This window comes from Streptomyces sp. NPDC088387 (genome assembly GCF_044753385.1).
GTDB lineage: Bacteria > Actinomycetota > Actinomycetes > Streptomycetales > Streptomycetaceae > Streptomyces.
Genome location: NZ_JBIVNC010000003.1, coordinates 184,669 through 203,334 on the forward strand (window position 1 = coordinate 184,669; position 18,666 = coordinate 203,334).

At 70.7% G+C, this 18,666-nt stretch carries 17 protein-coding genes; 10 read left to right on the forward strand and 7 right to left on the reverse strand.

Annotated elements, in window-relative coordinates; all coding sequences use genetic code 11:
• The first annotated feature begins 8 nt into the window (after positions 1-8).
• The 4 genes from efeB (at position 9) to ACIQAC_RS09055 (ending at position 5,035) form a co-directional block, all read left to right on the forward strand.
• Positions 9-1,331, forward strand: coding sequence for an iron uptake transporter deferrochelatase/peroxidase subunit (gene efeB / locus ACIQAC_RS09040; RefSeq protein ID WP_402188481.1), 1,323 nt, complete (start codon positions 9-11; stop codon positions 1,329-1,331).
• Positions 1,332-1,403: 72 nt separating this feature from the next.
• Positions 1,404-2,336 carry a prephenate dehydratase gene (gene pheA / locus ACIQAC_RS09045; protein WP_402188483.1) on the forward strand — a complete coding sequence of 311 codons (933 nt, stop codon included), beginning with the start codon at positions 1,404-1,406 and terminating at the stop codon, positions 2,334-2,336.
• Between the two features lie 615 nt (positions 2,337-2,951).
• Positions 2,952-4,229, forward strand: coding sequence for a serine--tRNA ligase (gene serS, locus ACIQAC_RS09050; protein WP_402188485.1), 1,278 nt, complete (start codon positions 2,952-2,954; stop codon positions 4,227-4,229).
• The gene (locus tag ACIQAC_RS09055) at positions 4,226-5,035 is read left to right on the forward strand and encodes an HAD family hydrolase (RefSeq protein ID WP_402188487.1); all 810 of its coding nucleotides are present in this window, start codon (positions 4,226-4,228) and stop codon (positions 5,033-5,035) included. The genes serS and ACIQAC_RS09055 overlap by 4 nt, the downstream gene beginning before the upstream one ends.
• Positions 5,036-5,587: 552 nt before the next feature.
• On the opposite strand, the gene ACIQAC_RS09060 is transcribed toward ACIQAC_RS09055, so the two are convergent.
• The 5 genes from ACIQAC_RS09060 to ACIQAC_RS09080 form a co-directional block, all read right to left on the reverse strand.
• On the reverse strand, positions 5,588-5,818 hold the full coding sequence (locus ACIQAC_RS09060) for a hypothetical protein (protein WP_402188489.1): 231 nt from the start codon (positions 5,816-5,818) through the stop codon (positions 5,588-5,590).
• A gap of 130 nt (positions 5,819-5,948) precedes the next feature.
• Positions 5,949-6,668 carry an ABC transporter permease subunit gene (locus ACIQAC_RS09065; protein ID WP_402188491.1) on the reverse strand — a complete coding sequence of 240 codons (720 nt, stop codon included), beginning with the start codon at positions 6,666-6,668 and terminating at the stop codon, positions 5,949-5,951.
• Between the two features lie 10 nt (positions 6,669-6,678).
• A complete protein-coding gene (locus ACIQAC_RS09070; protein WP_402188493.1) occupies positions 6,679-7,590 on the reverse strand; it encodes an ABC transporter ATP-binding protein in 912 nt (303 codons plus the stop codon).
• The gene (locus ACIQAC_RS09075; RefSeq protein ID WP_402188495.1) at positions 7,587-8,495 is read right to left on the reverse strand and encodes an ABC transporter permease; all 909 of its coding nucleotides are present in this window, start codon (positions 8,493-8,495) and stop codon (positions 7,587-7,589) included. Before ACIQAC_RS09075 ends, ACIQAC_RS09070 begins: the two co-directional genes overlap by 4 nt.
• Positions 8,485-9,507: an ABC transporter ATP-binding protein gene (locus ACIQAC_RS09080; RefSeq protein WP_402189267.1), complete on the reverse strand. Its 1,023-nt coding sequence runs from the start codon at positions 9,505-9,507 to the stop codon at positions 8,485-8,487. The genes ACIQAC_RS09075 and ACIQAC_RS09080 overlap by 11 nt, the downstream gene beginning before the upstream one ends.
• Positions 9,508-9,729: 222 nt before the next feature.
• On the opposite strand from ACIQAC_RS09080, the gene ACIQAC_RS09085 reads away from it, so the two are divergent.
• The 6 genes from ACIQAC_RS09085 (at position 9,730) to ACIQAC_RS09110 (ending at position 15,623) form a co-directional block, all read left to right on the forward strand.
• Entirely contained in the window at positions 9,730-10,575 is an 846-nt protein-coding gene (locus tag ACIQAC_RS09085) for a M24 family metallopeptidase (RefSeq protein WP_402188497.1), read from the forward strand.
• 2 nt (positions 10,576-10,577) lie between these two features.
• Positions 10,578-12,329, forward strand: coding sequence for an SDR family oxidoreductase (locus ACIQAC_RS09090; protein WP_402188498.1), 1,752 nt, complete (start codon positions 10,578-10,580; stop codon positions 12,327-12,329).
• A gap of 236 nt (positions 12,330-12,565) precedes the next feature.
• The gene (locus ACIQAC_RS09095) at positions 12,566-13,114 is read left to right on the forward strand and encodes an RNA 2'-phosphotransferase (RefSeq protein ID WP_402188500.1); all 549 of its coding nucleotides are present in this window, start codon (positions 12,566-12,568) and stop codon (positions 13,112-13,114) included.
• Entirely contained in the window at positions 13,111-13,569 is a 459-nt protein-coding gene (locus ACIQAC_RS09100; protein ID WP_402188502.1) for a hypothetical protein, read from the forward strand. The genes ACIQAC_RS09095 and ACIQAC_RS09100 overlap by 4 nt, the downstream gene beginning before the upstream one ends.
• Before the next feature lie 42 nt (positions 13,570-13,611).
• Positions 13,612-14,514 (forward strand): LLM class flavin-dependent oxidoreductase, encoded by a 903-nt coding sequence (locus ACIQAC_RS09105; RefSeq protein WP_402188503.1) that lies wholly within the window; start codon positions 13,612-13,614, stop codon positions 14,512-14,514.
• 239 nt (positions 14,515-14,753) lie between these two features.
• Complete coding sequence (locus tag ACIQAC_RS09110; protein WP_402188505.1) at positions 14,754-15,623, forward strand: Cof-type HAD-IIB family hydrolase; 870 nt, start codon at positions 14,754-14,756, stop codon at positions 15,621-15,623.
• Between the two features lie 15 nt (positions 15,624-15,638).
• Here ACIQAC_RS09110 and ACIQAC_RS09115 read toward each other — a convergent pair whose 3' ends face one another.
• Together ACIQAC_RS09115 and ACIQAC_RS09120 are read right to left on the reverse strand one after the other, a co-directional pair.
• Positions 15,639-16,691, reverse strand: a complete 1,053-nt coding sequence (locus ACIQAC_RS09115; RefSeq protein ID WP_402188507.1) for a peptidoglycan DD-metalloendopeptidase family protein — start codon at positions 16,689-16,691, stop codon at positions 15,639-15,641.
• A gap of 223 nt (positions 16,692-16,914) precedes the next feature.
• Entirely contained in the window at positions 16,915-18,609 is a 1,695-nt protein-coding gene (locus ACIQAC_RS09120) for a GAF domain-containing protein (RefSeq protein ID WP_402189268.1), read from the reverse strand.
• Positions 18,610-18,666 lie beyond the last annotated feature (57 nt).

The window sequence follows — 18,666 nt, forward strand, 5'->3', positions numbered from 1 at the left end:
GCACGGACATGGCTGACCACACGGCTGAACCGCCCCTGACGGCGCCCGTCACACCTCCCCAGGAGGGCGATTCCGAAAGTGCCTCCCCTAAGTTCGAAAGTGCCTCCCTCAAGGGGGGTGTTTCGCGGCGGGCGCTGCTCGGGACCGCCGGGGCGACCGGCCTGGTGCTCGGTGCCGCCGGCGGAGCCGTGGGCTATGCCGCCGCACCCGCGCAGGCGACACCCCTCACCTCGCTCGGCACCGGGCAGGCGATGTTTCACGGGAAACATCAGCCCGGGATCACCACCCCGCTGCACGCCCGCGGCCATCTCGCCGCGTTCGACCTGGCGCCGGGCGCCGGACGCAAGGAGGCGGCCGCGCTGCTGCGCCGCTGGTCGGAGACGGCCCGCCGGCTGATGGCGGGTGAGGCCGCCGCACAGGGCGACACGGACGTGGCCCGGGACGCCGGACCGTCGTCGCTGACCGTCACCTTCGGCTTCGGGCACAGCTTCTTCGGGCGTACGGGCCTGGAGAAGCAGCGCCCCGTCTCCCTCGACCCGCTGCCCGACTTCTCCTCCGACCACCTCGACAAGGCCCGCAGCAACGGCGACCTGTGGGTGCAGATCGGCGCGCACGACGCCCTGGTGGCGTTTCACGCCCTGCGCGCGATCCAGAAGGACGCGGGCAGCGCCGCCCGGATCCGCTGGCAGATGAACGGCTTCAACCGGTCACCGGGCGCCACCTCCCACCCGATGACCGCGCGCAACCTCATGGGCCAGCTCGACGGCACCCGCAACCCCAAGCCCGCCGAGCCCGACTTCGACCGGCGGATCTGGGTGCCGGCCGAGCCCACCAAGGACCCCGCGTGGATGGCGAACGGCTCCTACGTGGTCGTACGCCGCATCCGTATGCTCCTCGACGACTGGGAGCAGCTCTCCGTCGCGGACCAGGAGGGCGTCATCGGGCGGCGCAAGTCCGACGGGGCGGCGCTGTCCGGGGGCACCGAGACCACCGAGATGAACCTCGACAAGGTCGACGGCGAGGGCGCGCTGGTCGTACCGATCAACGCGCACGCGCGGATCACCCGGCCCGACCAGAACGGGGGCGCGGCGATGCTGCGGCGGCCCTTCTCGTACCACGACGGCTTCGACACACACGGGGTGCCGGACGCCGGGCTGCTCTTCGTCTGCTGGCAGGCGGATCCGCTGCGCGGCTTTGTGCCGGTGCAGCGGAAGCTGGACCGCGGGGACGCGCTGTCGAAGTTCGTGCGCCACGAGGCGAGCGGCCTGTTCGCGGTGCCGGGGGGCGCGACGGACGGCGGGTATGTGGGGCAGGCGCTGTTCGAGGGGTAGTCGTACTTAGGGGTAGTCGTACGGGGGCTGTGCGCGTGAGCCCCCTCTCCCTGGGCCCATTAGGGTGAGGGCATGCCAGCGAGCTACGCGTATCTCGGCCCTGAGGGCACCTTCACCGAAGTCGCCCTGCGCACGCTTCCCGAAACGGCCACCAGGGAGCTCGTCCCGTACGTGTCCGTGCAGTCCGCGCTCGACGCGGTGCGGGCCGGCGAGGCCGAGGCGGCGTTCGTGCCGATCGAGAACTCGGTCGAGGGCGGCATCACCACGACCCTCGACGAACTGGTCGCGGGGGCGCCGCTGATGATCTACCGCGAGGTGCTCCTCTCGATCACCTTCGCGCTGCTGGTCAGGCCCGGCACCAAGCTGTCGGACATCAAGACGGTCTCCGCGCATCCGGCGGCCCAGCCGCAGGTGCGGAACTGGCTCAAGCGCCATCTCCCGGACGCGCACTGGGAGTCGGCCGCCTCGAACGCGGACGCGGCCCGGCTGGTGCAGGAGGGGCAGTACGACGCCGCCTTCGCGGGCGAGTTCGCCGCCGCCCGGTACGGCCTGGTGGCCCTGGAGACGGAGATCCACGACGCGGAGAACGCGCAGACCCGGTTCGTGCTGGTGGGCCGGCCCGCGCGCCCCGCGGCGCCGACCGGCGCGGACAAGACGTCCGTGGTGCTGTGGCAGCGCGACGACCACCCCGGTGGACTGCGTGACCTGCTCGGCGAGTTCGCCACCCGCGGTATCAACCTGATGCTGCTGCAATCGCGTCCGACCGGTGCCGGTATCGGCAACTACTGCTTCTGCATCGACGCCGAGGGCCATATCTCCGACCGCCGGGTGGCCGAGGCCCTGATGGGGCTGAAGCGGATCTGCCTCCAGGTGCGGTACCTGGGCTCGTACCCGCGTGCGGACGTGACCGTGGACGACGTACGCCCGCGGCCGGTCGGGACGTCGGACGAGGAGTTCGTGTCGGCGGCCGACTGGGTCGCGCGCTGCCAGGACGGCCGGTTCTAGGTCGGCCGGTTCTGGGGCGGCCGGTTCTGGACCAGAGCTGTGCTCGCGTCCTCTCCGTCGCACCGCGTCGGCACCTCATCAGTCACACCCGTCACACCGGTGCTACCTGCTGATTTTCGTTATCCACAGGGGTTATCCACAGGTGCCCTTCTCGACCTAGGGACAAGTCGACACCACAGCGCGAGTCAGTCGACAAATCGCCGCACAGAGCCCCAGAGCGTCCACCGGCGCGCACGTCACCCTTCGTCCACTGTTTTCCATTGGGCAACTCTTCAGAGCGACACAATTCCACTCGAAAGTGGGCGTAAGTGATGTTTGCCCTGGGAATCCAGACCTTCGGCCGGAACTCTCGAAGTGATCAATTCCGATGTCCACAGATCTTCCGCACAGCCTGTGGATAACTTTTCCGGGGTGTGGATTTCTGTGGACAACCGGATCGCCAAGTCCCGTTCCCTACAAGGGAATCCAGTCAACCAGGCGCCGCCCCGCTCCCTCGTTCCAGGGAACTCCAAGATCTTTATTGACACATCCGGCAATTGACGCATAGCCGAACGTAAGCCGTCCCCACCCTTTATGAGTCGAAGGGCGTCCTCGTGCACCGGTAGCCTGGACCGCGTGATTGACCTTCGCCTGCTCCGTGAGGACCCCGACCGTGTGCGCGCCTCCCAGCGTGCCCGTGGAGAGGACGTCGCGCTCGTCGACGCCCTCCTCTCCGCCGACGAGCGGCGCAGGTCGTCCGGCGTCCGCTTCGACGAGCTGCGTTCCGAGCAGAAGAGCATCGGCAAGCTCATCTCCAAGGCCTCCCCCGAGGAGAAGGCCGAGCTGCTCAAGAAGACGGGGCAGCTCGCCGCGGACGTCAAGGCGGCCGACGCGGAGCAGCACGAGGCGGACGAGGAGACCAAGCGCCTCGCCATGCAGCTCGGCAACCTGGTGCACCCCGACGTCCCGGTCGGCGGCGAGGAGGACTTCGTCGTCCTGGAGACGCACGGCACCATCCGCGACTTCGCCGCCGAGGGCTTCGAGCCCAAGGACCACCTGGAGCTCGGCGAGGCGCTGGGCGCCATCGACGTCGAGCGCGGCGCCAAGGTCTCCGGCTCACGCTTCTACTACCTGACCGGCGTCGGCGCGCTCCTGGAGCTGGCCCTCGTCAACGCGGCGATCGCGCAGGCCACCGCGGCCGGCTTCACCCCGATGCTGACGCCGGCGCTGGTCCGCCCGCGCGCCATGGAGGGCACCGGCTTCCTCGGCCAGGCCGCGGAGAACGTGTACCACCTGGAGAAGGACGACTTCTACCTGGTCGGCACCTCCGAGGTCCCGCTCGCCGCGTACCACATGGACGAGATCCTCGACGCCGACAAGCTGCCGCTGCGCTACGCGGGCTTCTCGCCCTGCTTCCGCCGCGAGGCCGGCACCTACGGCAAGGACACCCGCGGCATCTTCCGTGTGCACCAGTTCGACAAGGTCGAGATGTTCTCGTACGTCGACCCTGCGGACGCGGAGAACGAGCACAAGCGGCTCCTGGACTGGGAGAAGCAGTGGCTGGACGGCCTTGAACTGCCCTTCCAGGTCATCGACGTGGCCTCGGGCGACCTCGGCGCGTCGGCGTCCCGCAAGTACGACTGCGAGGCGTGGATCCCGACCCAGGGCAAGTACCGCGAGCTGACGTCGGCCTCCAACTGCGACGGCTTCCAGGCCCGCCGGCTGTCCGTGCGGATGCGGGACGGCAAGAAGGTGCAGCCGCTGGCGACGCTCAACGGCACGCTGTGCGCCGTACCGCGCACGATCGTGGCGATCCTGGAGAACCACCAGCAGGCCGACGGCTCCGTACGGGTGCCCGAGGTGCTGCGTCCCTTCCTGGGCGGCCGGGAGATCCTGGAGCCGGTGACCAAGTGAGTACCGGGTTCCCCTACCGGCTCGTCGCGACCGACCTGGACGGAACGCTCCTGCGCTCCGACGGGTCGGTCTCCGGCCGCACCCGTGACGCCCTCGCCGCGGCCACCGAAGCGGGTGCCGCGCACATCGTCGTCACCGGCCGGGCGGTCCCGTGGACCCGGGACATCCTCGACGACCTCGGCTACCAGGGCCTCGCCGTGTGCGGACAGGGCGCCCAGGTCTACGACGCCGGCGCGCACCGCCTGCTGACCTCGGTGACCCTGGACCGGCAGCTCGCGGGCCTGGCCCTCGCCAAGATCGAGGCGGAGGTCGGCCCGCTGCACCTGGCGGCGAGCCGGGACGGCCTGGACGGCGAGGTCCTGATCGGACCGGGGTACGCGCTGCACGGCGGCCTGCCCGCGACGCCGTTCACGGAGGCGGCCGATCTCTGGGTGGCCCCGCTGAACAAGATCTACATACAGCATCCGACCCTCACGGACGACGAGCTGGCCGAGGCCGCCCGTCAGGCCGCTGGCGGCTTCGTCACGGTCGCCATGGCCGGCGCGGGCATCGTCGAACTCCTCCCGCTCGGCCTCTCCAAGGCCACGGGCCTCTCCCTGGCGGCCCGCCGCCTGGGCATGAAGGCCGCGGACACCATCGCCTTCGGCGACATGCCCAACGACCTCCCGATGTTCGCCTGGTCGGCAAGAGGCGTAGCCATGGCCAACGCCCACGACGAACTCAAGGCAGTGGCCGACGAGGTGACATCGTCGAACGACGAGGACGGCATCGCGGTAGTCCTGGAGAGACTGCTGGCCGAGGGCTAGAACCCTGTCGGGGCATGCTTTCCGTGCCGGGCGGGGCAACCCCCTGAGAGACGCGCAGCCCTCAACGCCGCAAACCGCAACGCCCCAAGGGACGCGGGGAACTGCGCAAAAAGCCCCACTCAACCCGCACCAGACCACCGCACCCAAGACCTTGAGCCTCAAAGCCCCACGCGCTGCAACCCCCCAGGGGCGCGGGGAACTGCGCAAAAAGCCCCACTCAACCCGCACCCGACCACCGAACCCGGCGGCCCCCACCCCTCGCACACCCCGGGGCCCCGGGAGGGCGGCCCACGCGAAATAACCTCGCGTGCTCGAAGCGGCCGCCCCGGGCAGCACCCCGTGCGAACCGGCCTCCACGGGGACGCAGACCACGCCCCGGGGATCCGTCGCGGACTGCCCTGTCGGGAACTGGACGAACTGTCGTGCATGGACAGCGCCCGGCTCCTCACCCGGAATATGGCCACCGGCACAAACATCGCGGCGGCGGGGACACCACCACTGTGCCGGGACCCCGAGTCGCCCGCCACCGAATAAAGCGCCGCCCGGCAACAGCTACCGGCGCCGCCACCTGCGCCGACGCGCCTTGCTGAAGAACCACCCGGCAGGCGGCTCGTCGGACCGCCACGGCTGCGGCTCCGGCTCCTCACGGCTCCACCGCGCGGCCAGCATCCGCGCGCGGGCGGACGGCTCGGCGCTCTCCGCGGAGCGGATGAACTCCTCGTCCAGGTCCAGGTCGTCCCAGGCCTCGTCACGATCGCCGGCGGCCGGCGTCTTGTCTGCCATCCCCGTTCCCTCCAGCCGTGCGTCCCCCGTGTGTGCTGCGTTGTTCCCGTCCGTCAGTGTGCCTCGGCGCAGGTGAAGCCCCCGTCAAGAACGAGGGCCCCACCAGGAGGTACGTCTCACTCCTCCCGGGTCACTCCTCCCCGGCCAGCGTCAGCGTCCGCAGCTTCTGGCCCGCGTACCAGGTGGCCAGCACGGTCACCACGACCAGCAGGACCGTCGCCGTCGTCAGGCCGACGTCCGAGGTGACGAGGTCACCACCGGCGACCTTCTGGGCCACGGAGAGCGACCACTGCTGGACGCTGAGCGTGCGCGCACCGGGCACGAGGGAGCCGAAGAGGGCCTCCCAGACCAGGGCGTAGACGAGGCCGAAGACCACCGCGTGCCGCGAGACCGTGCCGAGGAGCAGGAACAGCGCCGCGTACGCGATCGAGGCGACCAGCGCGGCCACCGTGTAGGCGACGGCGACCTGCTGGCCGTTGCCGTTGAGGATGAACCCGGCGATCAGGGTGGGCAGCGCCGAGAAGACCATGGTCACGGCGACGGCGACGATCAGCTTGGTGAAGATGATCGTGGGCCGTTTGATCGGCTTGGACAGCAGGTACACCACCGAGCCGTCGTCGATCTCCGGGCCGATCGCGCCGGTGCCGGCGATGACACCGATGATCGGCACCATCGTGGCGAGGGCGAGCCCGCCGAGCACGTCGGCCGCGGTCTGGTCGTCGGCGCCGGTCAGGGCGCGCACGACGACGGAGATCACGATCAGCAGCAGGGGCAGGGCGCCGAGGATGAGGGCCCGGCGCCGGCCGAGCAGGGCCCGGTAGGTGAGTCGGGCGACTGTGGGGTCGTACATCTTCGGCCTCCTACGCCGCGACGAGATACGAGAAGACGGACTCAAGGGACTCGTCGGACGGCGAGACGGTGAGCAGTCGGATGCCGTGGTCGCGGGCCACCCTCGGCAGCAGTGCGGTGAAGCGGCCGAAGTCGACGGCCTGGACGCGCAGCGCGCCCTCGGCGAGGTCGACCTCGATGCCGGCCGTGGAGGGGTCGGCGATCAGCGCGGCCGCGAGTGCGCGGTCGTCGCTGGAGCGCACCAGGTAGCGGTGCGGCCGGTCCGTCATCAGGCGGCGGATCTTGCGGAAGTCACCGCTGGCCGCGTGCCGTCCGGCGACCACGACCTCGATGTGCCAGGCGAGTTGCTCGACCTCTTCGAGGATGTGGGAGGAGAACAGCACCGTGCGGCCCTCGTCGCCCATCCGCCGCAGCAGGTCCATCAGCTGCATGCGCTGGCGCGGGTCCATGCCGTTGAACGGCTCGTCGAGCAGGAGCAGGGACGGGTCGTGGACCAGCGCGGACGCCATCTTGACGCGCTGGCGCATGCCCTTGGAGTAGGTGGCGATCTTGCGGTCCTGCGCGTACTCCATCTCGACCGTGGCCAGCGCCTTCTGCGCGGCCTTCGCGCCCAGGCCGTGCAACTCGGCGTTGGCGACGACGAACTCGCGGCCGGTGAGGAAGTCGTACATCGCCTCGCGCTCGGGCACGACGCCGATGTGCTTGTAGATCGACTCGTTGCGCCAGACCTGCTGTCCGTCGAGGGTGACGGTGCCGGTGGAGGGGGCGAGGAAGCCGCCCATCATGTTGATCAGGGTGGACTTCCCGGCGCCGTTGGGGCCGAGCAGGCCGGTGACGCCGGGGCCGATGTTCATGGTGATGTCGTTGACGGCGACCACGTTGCCGAACCAGCGGGAGACGTGGTCGATCGAGAGCGTGGTCACAGTCCGACCTTTCGGTAGCGGCGCATCAGCAGGCCGTAGCAGGCGGCGACGAGACCGAGGGCGACCACGAGGTACACCACGCCCTCGCCGGCCGACGGGCCGACCCCGCCGGGGAACGCCGAGTCGGCGCCCAGGAAGGCGGTCTGTACGCCGTCGACGAGGGTGATCGGCGAGAACAGGCCGATCCAGTCGACGGCACCGGAGCTGCCCTGGACGTCGGCGATGGCCTGGAGGGTGGAGACCGCCCCGAAGGAGATGGTCAGTACGGCGATGACGGCGGCGATGCCGAAGCCGCGGCGCGGTGTCACCGAGGCGATGACCAGGCCGAGTCCGGCGAAGAGCAGTGAGAGCAGAGCCACGGAGACAAGTCCCTGTGCGAATCCCTTGGTCTGGTCCGCGAAGTCCAGCTTGGCCAGCAGCGCGCCCACGTAGAGCACGAGCAGCGGGGCAGCGGTGAGGATGAAGAGCGCCGAGGCCAGCGCCGCGTACTTGGCGCGGACGTAGTCGGCGGTCTCGATCGGCCGCGAGAAGTACAGCGGGACGGTCTTGAAGCGCAGGTCGCGCGAGACCGACTGGGGCGCCTGCGAGGCGACGTACAGGCTGATCACGGCCTGGAGCACGATCGCGTAGCGCGTGTAGTCGAGCGGGAGTTCGTTGGCCTTGGTGGCGACGGCGACGGCGACCATGATGGCCGCGGGCACGCACATCACGACGAACAGCAGCATCGGCAGCACCTTGGACTTCACCGAGCGGCCGAGGCCGTAGGAGCCGCGCAGGGACTGCGAGAACAGGGACCGGCGGGCGTAGGCACGGCCGAGGCGGGGGCCGTCGTAGTTGCGGTAGCCGATGTTGTGAATGCGGGTCTGATCACCCGGCGGAGGGGCTGTGGGGTGCTCAACTGCCATGACCGACCGCCTCCTTCCGCTGGCTCTGGGGCTCGCTCGCCGTGTCGTCCTTGAAGACCTCGGAGATGTGGTGCCGGCGCTGCTCCATGCGCACCAGGCCGAGGCCGAGGTCGGCCACCAGGTCGCGGACCACGTCGTAGGTCTCCTCGCCCTGCGCGGTGAGCAGCAGGATGTGGCCGGCGCCGGGCAGGCCGCTGCCGTCGTGGACCTCGATGCCGCGCGCGGCGAGCGCCTCGCGCATCGTGCGCGTGCCGTCGGGGTGTGTGTCGGAGTCGGTGACCTCGACGGCGAGGGTCGTGGTGATCTGGGTGAAGTCGGTGGTGGAGCTGGAGCGCAGCAGTTTGCCGCCGTCGATGACGACGACGTGGTCGCAGGTGCGCTCCAGCTCGCCCAGGAGGTGGGAGGTGACCAGGACCGAGATGCCGAAGTCGGTGTGGATGCGGCGGATGAGGCCGAGCATCTCGTCGCGGCCGACCGGGTCGAGGCCGTTGGTCGGCTCGTCGAGGAAGACCAGCTGCGGGTCGTGGACCAGCGCCTGGGCGAGTTTGACGCGCTGCTTCATGCCGGTCGAGTAGCCGCCGATGGGGCGGTAGCGCTCCTCGTACAGACCGACGTGGCGCAGGGTGTCGGCGGTGCGCTCGCGGGCGGCGGTCGGCGGGAGGCCGGACATCCGGGCCATGTGCACGACGAACTCGGTGGCCGAGACGTCGGGCGGCAGGCAGTCGTGCTCCGGCATGTAGCCGACGCGCTCGCGGATGGCGGCGCCCTTGGTGGCGACATCGAGTCCGAGCACTTCGGCACGGCCCTCGGTGGCGGGGGACAGACCCAGCAGGATCTTGATCATGGTGGACTTGCCGGCTCCGTTGGCTCCGACGAGTCCGGTCACACCGGGCCCGACGTCCACGGAGAGCCGGTCAAGCGCGGTCACCCGGGGGAACCGCTTGCTCAGGCTTTCGGTCGCGATCACAGTCACGGGTAAGACGGTAGTGATTCCGGCCACGCCGGTCGTCAGACCGGAGAGCCGTCTTCGTATCACTCTGGAGTCGTACGGGACCTTAGGGGTCCCCCTGAGGCCCGAGCCCTTAAGGGTTTTGATCGGGACGATCGAACGGTTTCCATCTGTTTTCCACAGGCCGCCGACCGCCTATTGACGACCGGTCTAACAAATGCGAGATTCGGCGGAAGTCAAGTTACGGACACGTACTGCGATCAACGCGGACAGTGGGGCGATGGCATGACGGCGGCAGTGGAGGCGGGGCCCGCGGCGGCGGAGCTGCGCGGATTCAGGCGGGTGCAGCGCCTCGCCTACGAGTGCGCCGAGGCGGTCGCCGCACAGCTCCAGCCCGGTGTGACGGAGCGTGAGGCGGCCCGGATGCAGCGCGAGTGGCTGCGCGCGCGGGGCGTACGGGACTGGTTCCATCTGCCGTTCGCCTGGTTCGGCGACCGCACGGCGTTCGCGAACTTCCGGATCCCCCTCCAGTTCTTCCCCACCAACCGCCGCCTGGAGCCCGGGATGCCGTTCATCCTGGACATGGCCCCGGTCTTCGAGGGATACACGGCGGACATCGGGTACTCCGGCTCGCTCGGTCTCAACCCCGTGCAGAACCGGCTGATGGCCGACCTGGAGGCACACCGGGAGCTGATCCTGCGCGAGGTGCGCGAGCGGCGCTCCCTGCGCGAGATCTACCAGGACGTGGACCGTCTTATGGTCCGCCAGGGCTACGCGAACCGCCATCGCGCGTACCCCTTCGGCGTGATCGCCCACAAGGTGGACCGCGTCCAGCAACGCCGCTGGTCACCGCATGTGTTCGGGTTCGGCACCCAGTCCCTGAAGGGGCTGGCCTCGGACGTGCTGCACGGTCATCGCGACGGCTGGTCGCCGCTGTGGTCGCCGTACCGTTTCTCCGACCATCCGCCGCGGCCGGGCCTGTGGGCGGTCGAACCGCACCTCGGATTCCGTGGCACGGGCGCGAAGTTCGAGGAGATCCTGGTCGTCACCGACTCCGCGGACCCCGACGAGAGCGCCTTCTGGCTGGACGACGATCTGCCGCACGTGCGGCGCTGGGCGGAGGAGAAGTGAGCATGCTCCAGGGAGCGCGTGAGCGCCGGGTGCGGTCCGGCGACGTCGAGCTGTGCGTCGCCGAACTCGGGAACCCGTCGGCGCCGACGGTCGTACTCGTGCACGGCTATCCGGACAGCAAGGAGGTCTGGTCGGAGGTGGCCGCCGAGCTCGCCGACCGCTTCCACGTGGTGCTCTACGACGTCCGCGGCCACGGCGCGTCCACGGCTCCGCGCCCGCTGCGCGGCGGGTTCACGCTGGAGAAACTCACGGACGACTTCCTGGCCGTCGCGGACGCGGTCAGCCCGGACCGGCCGGTCCATCTGGTCGGGCACGACTGGGGTTCGGTGCAGTCCTGGGAGTTCGTCACCGTCAAGCGCACCGAGGGCCGGATCGCCTCCTTCACCTCGATGTCCGGGCCGTCCCTGGACCACTTCGGCCACTGGATCAACGCGCGCGTGAAGCGCCCCACCCCGCGCCGCGTCGGCCAGCTCCTCGGCCAGGGCGCCAAGTCCTGGTACGTCTATCTGCTGCACACACCCGTGCTGCCCGAACTGGCGTGGCGCGGACCGCTCGGCAGGCGCTGGCCGAAGATCCTGGAGCGCGTCGAGCACGTCCCCGGCGGCGACTACCCGACCCGGTCCCTGCCGGACGACGCCGCCCACGGCGCCTGGCTGTACCGGGACAACGTCCGCCGCCGGCTGCGCAGGCCCCGCCCCGACGCCTACGCGCACGCGCCCGTGCAGCTCATCACCCCCCTCGGCGACGCCTTCCTCTCCGAGCAGCTCTACGACGGTCTGGAGCTGTGGGCTCCGCAGCTGACCCGCAGGACCCTGCCGGCCAAGCACTGGATCCCGCGCACCCGGCCCGCACAGGTGGCCGCCTGGGTGGCGGAGTTCGTCACCGGCGTCGAGGGCGGCCGGCCGCGGGCACAGGCCACGGGGCGCCACGCGGACCGGTTCGGCGGGCAGTTGGTGCTGGTCACGGGCGCGGGCAGCGGCATAGGGCGGGCGACCGCGTTCGCGTTCGCCGAGTCCGGGGCGCGGGTGGTCGCCGTGGACCGGGACGCCGAAGGCGCCGCCAGGACCGCCGAGATGTCCCGTCTGATCGGCGCCCCGGACGCCTGGGCGGAGACGGTCGACGTCTCCGACGAACAGGCCATGGAGAAGCTCGCCGAGAAGGTGGCGACCGAGTACGGCGTGGTGGACGTGCTGGTGAACAACGCCGGTATCGGGCTGTCCGGTTCGTTCTTCGACACCACCACCGACGACTGGCGCAAGGTCCTCGACGTCAACCTGTGGGGTGTGATCCACGGCTGCCGGCTCTTCGGGAAGCAGATGGCCGAGCGCGGCCAGGGCGGTCATATCGTCAACACCGCCTCGGCGGCCGCCTATCAGCCGTCGAAGGCACTGCCCGCGTACAGCACCTCCAAGGCGGCCGTGCTGATGCTGAGCGAGTGTCTGCGGGCCGAACTCGCGGGCCAGGGCATCGGGGTGACCGCGGTGTGCCCCGGCTTCGTCAACACCAACATCACGTCGACGGCCCATTTCGCGGGTGTGGACGCGCAGGAGGAACAGCGGCGGCGGAAGCGCTCCGCGCGGTTGTACGGACTGCGCAACTACCCGCCGGAGAAGGTCGCCGACGCCATCCTGCGGGCCGTGGTGCGCAACCAGGCGGTGGTTCCGGTGACGCCGGAGGCCCGGGGCGCGCATCTGCTGGCGCGGTTCATGCCGGGGACGCTGCGGAGGATCGCACGCGTGGAACCGCCGCTCTAGGGAGGGGAGTTGAGGAACGGGGCGTGGAGGGCCCGCACTTGGGGAAGGGTATGGAAAGTGGGGCGAGTTGACCAAATGCCCTGAAATAAAGCTTTCTTGGTGAACCACCTTGAAAAGCCAGGTCCGTTGTCCACAACTTCTCCAAATCCCCTGTGGATAACTACACTTGGTTGTGGATCAAACCTGGAGTGCAAAATCAAATGCGTGATTCACGTCTCGCCCGGCACCCTGGTGAGATGGATGAAAGACGCACCGTAAAGGTGTCGAAGTATCTCTCGAAGCACCTCCGCCATCAGCCCGAGCGGATCGGGCTGGTGCTCGACGAGGGTGGCTGGGTCGAGATCGAGACCCTGATCTCCGCGGCGGCCGGACACGGCTTCCGGCTCACCCGCGAAGAGCTCGACCAGGTGGTCGCCAACAACGACAAGAAGCGGTTCGCGATCGAGGGCACCCGGATCCGCGCCAGCCAGGGCCACAGCATCGAGGTGGACCTGGGGCTCGCGCCGGCCACCCCGCCCCCGAACCTCTTTCACGGCACCGTGGCCCGCAGTCTGGACGCGATCCGCGACGAGGGGCTGCGGCCGATGAACCGGCACGACGTCCATCTCTCGGCCGACCACGAGACCGCCACCCGGGTCGGCGCCCGCCGCGGCCGTCCCGTCGTGCTCTCCGTCGACGCCGCCGCCATGCACCGCGACGGCCATGTCTTCCACGTCAGCGCCAACGGCGTCTGGCTCACCAAGGCCGTGCCGCGGGAGTATCTGCGCTTCCCCGAGACTGCATGATCGTCCCCATGGACCATCTCCCGACCACCGAGGCCGCCGTCACCGCCCTTCGCGCCATCGCCGCGGAGTACGCCCTGGAGATCGACGTCACCCACGACATAGGCGCCGACCAGACCTCGCGCCGCAGCGCGGCAGGCGTCGGCGTCACCACCGACGCGGACGGATCGCTGCCGCACGAGGCCTACGTCGAGTTCGGCGGCAGCCCCGTGCTGGACGTCCGGCTCTATCCCGACGACGACGCGCTGATCACCGTCGACGGCGTCGAGTTCCACGACGTGCCGCGCGACGACGTCCCCGCCTTCCTGCGCGCCGTCCTCGGCGGTCTCGCCCACGTCCGCGGACGCTTCTTCCCGCCCGGATACTTCCTGGTCGTGCCGCTGCCCGGGGACCGCACCTACAAGGAGGCGGTCTCGCTGATCGGCCTCACGCCGTGGCTGAGCGGACGCGTGCGGTGACGGTTTCACGTGAAACGGGTGTGTCCGCTTAGTCTCGAACGCATGAGTCTGCGCCTGAGCACCGTGATCCTCCCGTACCGCCGCTGGCACGAGGGCGGCCGTACATCCTGGGAGCGGGCCGAGCAGCTCGGCTTCCACACCGCGTACACGTACGACCATCTGTCCTGGCGCAGCTTCCGGGACGGCCCTTGGTTCGGTGCCGTACCCACTCTCACGGCCGCGGCGGCCGTCACCGAGCGGCTCCGGCTCGGCACGCTGGTCACCTCGCCGAACTTCCGGCACCCCGTGACCCTCGCCAAGGAGCTGATCTCCCTCGACGACATCTCCGGCGGCCGGATCACGCTCGGTATAGGAGCCGGAGGCACCGGCTTCGACGCCACCGCGCTCGGCCAGGAGCCGTGGACACCGGCGGAGCGGGCCGACCGGTTCGGGGAGTTCGTGGCGCTGCTCGACCGGCTGCTCACCGCGGACTCCGTGTCGTACGAGGGGAACTACTACTCGGCGCACGAGGCCCGCAACATCCCGGGGTGTGTGCAGCGTCCCCGGCTGCCCTTCGCCATCGCCGCGACCGGACCGCGGGGGGTGCGGCTCGCCGCCCGCCACGGACAGGCCTGGGTGACCACCGGCGACCCGAAGCTCTTCGAGAACGGCACCCCCGAGCAGTCCGTACGCGCCATCCGCGCCCAGGTCGACCGGCTCGCCGACGCCTGCGCCGAGCGGGGCCGGGACGTGGCCGAGCTCGACAAGATCCTGCTCACCGGGTTCACGCCGGACCGCAGGCGGCCACTGGAGTCGCTGGACGCGTTTGTGGACTTCGCGGGCCGCCACCAGGAGCTGGGCTTCACCGAGATCGTGCTGCACTGGCCGATCCCGGACACCGACTTCGCCGTCGACGAGAAGGTCTTCGAGCAGATCGCGATGGAGGCGGGAGCGCAGTTGCGCTGAGCCTGCCGGCTGGGCGGGTGCGCTGTGCCTGCCGGCTGGGCGGGTGCGCTGAGCCTGCCGGCTCGGCGGGTGCGCTGAGCCTGCCGGCTCGGCGGGTGCGCTGAGCCTGCCGGGGCCGCATGGTTGCGCCGGGGTCGGCCGGTCGCCGGTCCGTCGGCATCCGGCCAGGTGAGGGCGGTGACCACTCAGATGCGCGGAGCCCCGCACGCCCGTGCGGGCCCATACGGGAGAATGACCTGGTGACCTCTGCGACTCGACAGCCCGAGACCCCGACCGCCGCCGTTCCGCCCCGCCTGATCGCCACCGACCTCGACGGGACCCTGCTGCGCGACGACAAGTCGGTCTCGCCGCGGACCGTCGCCGCCCTCGCCGCGGCCGAGGAGGCGGGCGTCGAGGTCTTCTTCGTCACCGGCCGGCCCGCCCGCTGGATGGACGTCGTCAGCGACCACGTCCACGGGCACGGCCTCGCCATCTGCGGCAACGGCGCCGCCGTGGTCGACCTGCACGGCGGCCCCGGCGCCCACCGGTTCGTGAAGGTGCGCGAGCTGGCCCGGGAGAACGCCCTGGACGCCGTACGGCTGCTGCGGGACGCGGCGCCGGGCACGGTGTACGCGGTGGAGCAGACGTACGGCTTCCACCAGGAGCCGGCGTATCCGAACATGCACATGGAGATACCCGATCTGCGCAAGCCCGCCGAGGAGCTTCTCGGCGCGGACGGGCCGGGCGCCGACGAGCCGGTGCTCAAGATCCTCGCGTTCCACCCCACGATGGACCCGGACGGCTTCCTCACCCTCGCCCGGCTCGCCATCGGCGACCGCGCCAACGTCACCCGGTCCAGCCCCAGCGCCCTGCTGGAGATCAGCGGTCCCGGCGTCTCCAAGGCCAGCACCCTCGCTCTGTGCTGTGCCGAGCGCGGCATCTCGCACGAGGAGGTCGTGGCCTTCGGCGACATGCCCAACGACGTCGAGATGCTGACGTGGGCGGGTCAGTCGTACGCGATGGGCAACGCCCACCCGGACGTCATCGCCGCCGCCTCCGGACGTACGGTCGCGAACAACGACGACGGAGTGGCAGTCGTCATCGAACGGCTGCTGAAGCAGGGGTCGTAGGGCCGGCCCGTTCGCTCACAGGGGCACGCCCCGCGTCTCCAGCCACGGCACCGGGTTGACGCCCGAACCCAGTTCGGGGGTGACCCGGACCTCGAAGTGCAGATGCGGGCCGGTGGAGTTGCCGGTGGTGCCGGCCTGGCCGATCCACTGGCCCGGCACCACACTCTCGCCCTGGTCGACGGCGACGGACGCGAGATGGGCGTACTGCGTGTAGTAGCCGCCGGGGTGCTGGAGCACGATCTCGATGCCGAAGGCGCCCCCGCAGGACACCCGCACCACCCGGCCCTCACCGACCGACCGCACCGGCGTGCCGATCGGTACGGCGAAGTCCTGCCCGGTGTGCCGGTTGGCCCAGCGCGCGCCGCCGCTGCCGAACCCGGCGGACATCTCGTACGTCTCCACCGGGGCGACCCACGGCTGCGTGAAGTGCTGCTCGGGCTGGTCCAGCCGTACGGCACCACGGCAGTTGCCGGCCGCCGCCGACGCGTCCGCCTCGCCCTGGAGCTGCCCGCGCGCCCGCTCCAGCTTCCGCTCGATGTCCTGCTTCAGCTCGGCCAGCGCCGCGTTCTGCTTCTCCAGGTCCTGCCAGGCCGCGGCCGCCTTCGCCTCGTCGGCGGCGAGCTGCTCCTCCGCGCGCCGGCTCTTGCCGATGGCGTTGCTGACGGCCTGGTTGGTCTTGGAGAGCACGTGCTGACCGCGCATCAGCTCTTCCGGGTCGCCGGACAGCATCAACTGCGCGGTGAGCGGCAGCCCACCGCCGTCGCGGTACTGGGCGCGGACGATACGGCCCAGGTCCTCGTGGAGTACGGCGATCTCCTGCCGCTGCTGGTCGAGCAGCGCCTCCAGCCGCTCGGCCTCCGCGCGCTGGGCCTCCACCGCACGCCGGCCCTTCTCGTACTGCCGGGTCGCGACCTCCGCGTCCTGGTACAGCCGCGCCACCTGGGTGGCGGTGCCGCCGTCCGCCCCGTCGCCCGTGTGCACGGCGTCGTCGGTGGGCCGGGCCGCGAGCACGGCGGCGGCGCAGAGCAGCACCAGGACGAGCTTCGGGTGACGGCGAATTGAAAGCATGTCAGCGATCGTGGCCCGCACGGCCGGGCCGGGGCATGTTCAACTCGTGCACCTGGGGGACAGCTTGCTGCGGACGGGTGGCACGGCTCGGCGTGTCGCCGGACTCCGGGACACCTGCCGTGCACGGCACGGCACGGCGCGGCATGGGACGGCGCGGCATGGGACGGCGCGGTGTGCGCGCCTCGTGTGTCCGTGTCCGCCCCTGTCCCTGTCCCTGTCCCTGTCAGTACGGTGCCTGCCACACCACCGACGTGCCGCCCCCGTCGTCGCCGAGGCCCGCGCCGTACCAACTGTCGCCGCCGAGCGACTCCGCGCGGCGCTTGAGGTTGCGCAGACCACTGCGTCGGCCGCCCTCGGGGATGCCCACGCCGTCGTCGGCGACCGTGAGGCGTACCCCCTGCTGTCCGTCCGGAAGCGTCACCGTGGCGTCGACGACGACGTCGATCCGCGCGGCGCCCGCGTGCCGGAAGGCGTTGGACAGCGCCTCCCGCAGCGCCGCCACGAGGTTCTGCCCGGTCCCGTCGCCGACCAGGGCGTCGACCGGGCCGACAAAGCGGTGCGTGGGCTTGAAACCGAGGGGCACGGCGGCGGTGTTGATCTCCCGCAGCACCCGCGTGCGCAGCCCCGAGGGGACCTCGGCCGGGCTCTGCTGGAGGGCGAAGATCGCCGTACGGATCTCCTGGATGGTGACGTCGAGTTCGTCGACCGCCTTGCCGACACCGTCGCGCACCTCGGGCACGACCGACCTGCGCTGCGCGCCCTCCAGCATCATCCCGGTCGCGAACAGCCGCTGGATCACCAGGTCGTGCAGGTCGCGGGCGATGCGGTCGCGGTCCTCGAACACCGCGAGCCGCTCCCGGTCGCGCTGTGCCTCGGCCATCATCAGCGCGAGCGCCGCCTGGGACGCGAACTGGATCGCGAGGGTGCGCTCGGTCTCCGTGAAGGGGCGCTCGCCGCGCGCCCGCGGCATCACCAGGGTGCCGAGGACCCGGCCGTCGCTCTGCAAGGGGAGCATCATCGTCGGGCCGTAGTCCCTCGCCAGGCCGGTGATCATCCGCTGGTCGGTGGCCGCGTCCTCGACGAACACGGCCTGTCCGTCGAGGAGTTCGGTGACGATCCGGCTCTCCGGCGGAATGACCACTCCGAGCATGCTCACCGCCGGATCGGCGGCCACGGCGACGATCTCCAGACCGCCCTCGTCGGCGGGCAGCAGCACAAACCCGGCGGCCGAGCCGGAGAGTCTGCGGGCCTGTTCGGCGACGACCTGGAGGGCGTCGTCGGCGTCGTCCTGGCCGGACAGCAGCGCGGTGGTGACGGCGACGGACCCGTCGATCCAGCGCTCGCGCTGCTTGGCGGCCTCGTAGAGCCGGGCGTTGCCGATCGCGATGCCGGCCTCCGTGGCGAGCACGCGCACCATGCCGAGATCGTCCGCGTCGAACGGTCCCCCGCCGCGCTTCTCGGTCAGATACAGATTGCCGAAGATCTCGCCCTGGACCCGGATCGGGGCGCCGAGGAAGCCGTGCATCTCCGGGTGGTGCGCGGGGAAGCCGCAGGAGCGGGGGTCGGCGGCCAGGTCCGCGAGCAGCACCGGGTCGGGGTCGTGGATGAGCGCCCCCAGCAGTCCCCTGTGCCCGTCGGGCAGCCGGCCGATCCGCCGGGCCGTCTCCGCGTCGACGCCGTGGTACACGAAGTCGACCAGGCCGTCCAGGTCCTCGGCGACGACGCCGATGGCCGCGTAGCGCGCGTGGGTGAGCGCCGCCGCGGTCTCGCAGATCCGGGTGAGTGTCGAGTGCAGCTCCAGTCCGCTGCCGACGGCCCGCATCGCCTCCAGGAGCCGCGGCACCCGCCCGTCCGGCCCGTCGGTCAGCTCCCAGGAGGGCGGCGGGGAGCCGGCAGGCACCGGGGAGTCGGAAGGCATCGAGGAGTCGGCAGGCGTCGAGGAGTCGGAGGGGGAGGCGTCGGACATGACCTGAGC

What these genes read in the sequence shown, in the direction of transcription:
- efeB (WP_402188481.1), top strand. Translation starts at nt 9, where the DNA reads ATGGCTGACCACACGGCTGAACCGCCCCTGACGGCGCCCGTCACACCT.
- pheA (WP_402188483.1), top strand. Translation starts at nt 1,404, where the DNA reads ATGCCAGCGAGCTACGCGTATCTCGGCCCTGAGGGCACCTTCACCGAA.
- ACIQAC_RS09060 (WP_402188489.1), bottom strand. Translation starts at nt 5,818, where the DNA reads ATGGCAGACAAGACGCCGGCCGCCGGCGATCGTGACGAGGCCTGGGAC.
- ACIQAC_RS09065 (WP_402188491.1), bottom strand. Translation starts at nt 6,668, where the DNA reads ATGTACGACCCCACAGTCGCCCGACTCACCTACCGGGCCCTGCTCGGC.
- ACIQAC_RS09075 (WP_402188495.1), bottom strand. Translation starts at nt 8,495, where the DNA reads ATGGCAGTTGAGCACCCCACAGCCCCTCCGCCGGGTGATCAGACCCGC.
- ACIQAC_RS09085 (WP_402188497.1), top strand. Translation starts at nt 9,730, where the DNA reads ATGACGGCGGCAGTGGAGGCGGGGCCCGCGGCGGCGGAGCTGCGCGGA.
- ACIQAC_RS09090 (WP_402188498.1), top strand. Translation starts at nt 10,578, where the DNA reads ATGCTCCAGGGAGCGCGTGAGCGCCGGGTGCGGTCCGGCGACGTCGAG.
- ACIQAC_RS09095 (WP_402188500.1), top strand. Translation starts at nt 12,566, where the DNA reads ATGGATGAAAGACGCACCGTAAAGGTGTCGAAGTATCTCTCGAAGCAC.
- ACIQAC_RS09100 (WP_402188502.1), top strand. Translation starts at nt 13,111, where the DNA reads ATGATCGTCCCCATGGACCATCTCCCGACCACCGAGGCCGCCGTCACC.
- ACIQAC_RS09105 (WP_402188503.1), top strand. Translation starts at nt 13,612, where the DNA reads ATGAGTCTGCGCCTGAGCACCGTGATCCTCCCGTACCGCCGCTGGCAC.
- ACIQAC_RS09115 (WP_402188507.1), bottom strand. Translation starts at nt 16,691, where the DNA reads ATGCTTTCAATTCGCCGTCACCCGAAGCTCGTCCTGGTGCTGCTCTGC.
- ACIQAC_RS09120 (WP_402189268.1), bottom strand. Translation starts at nt 18,609, where the DNA reads ATGCCTTCCGACTCCCCGGTGCCTGCCGGCTCCCCGCCGCCCTCCTGG.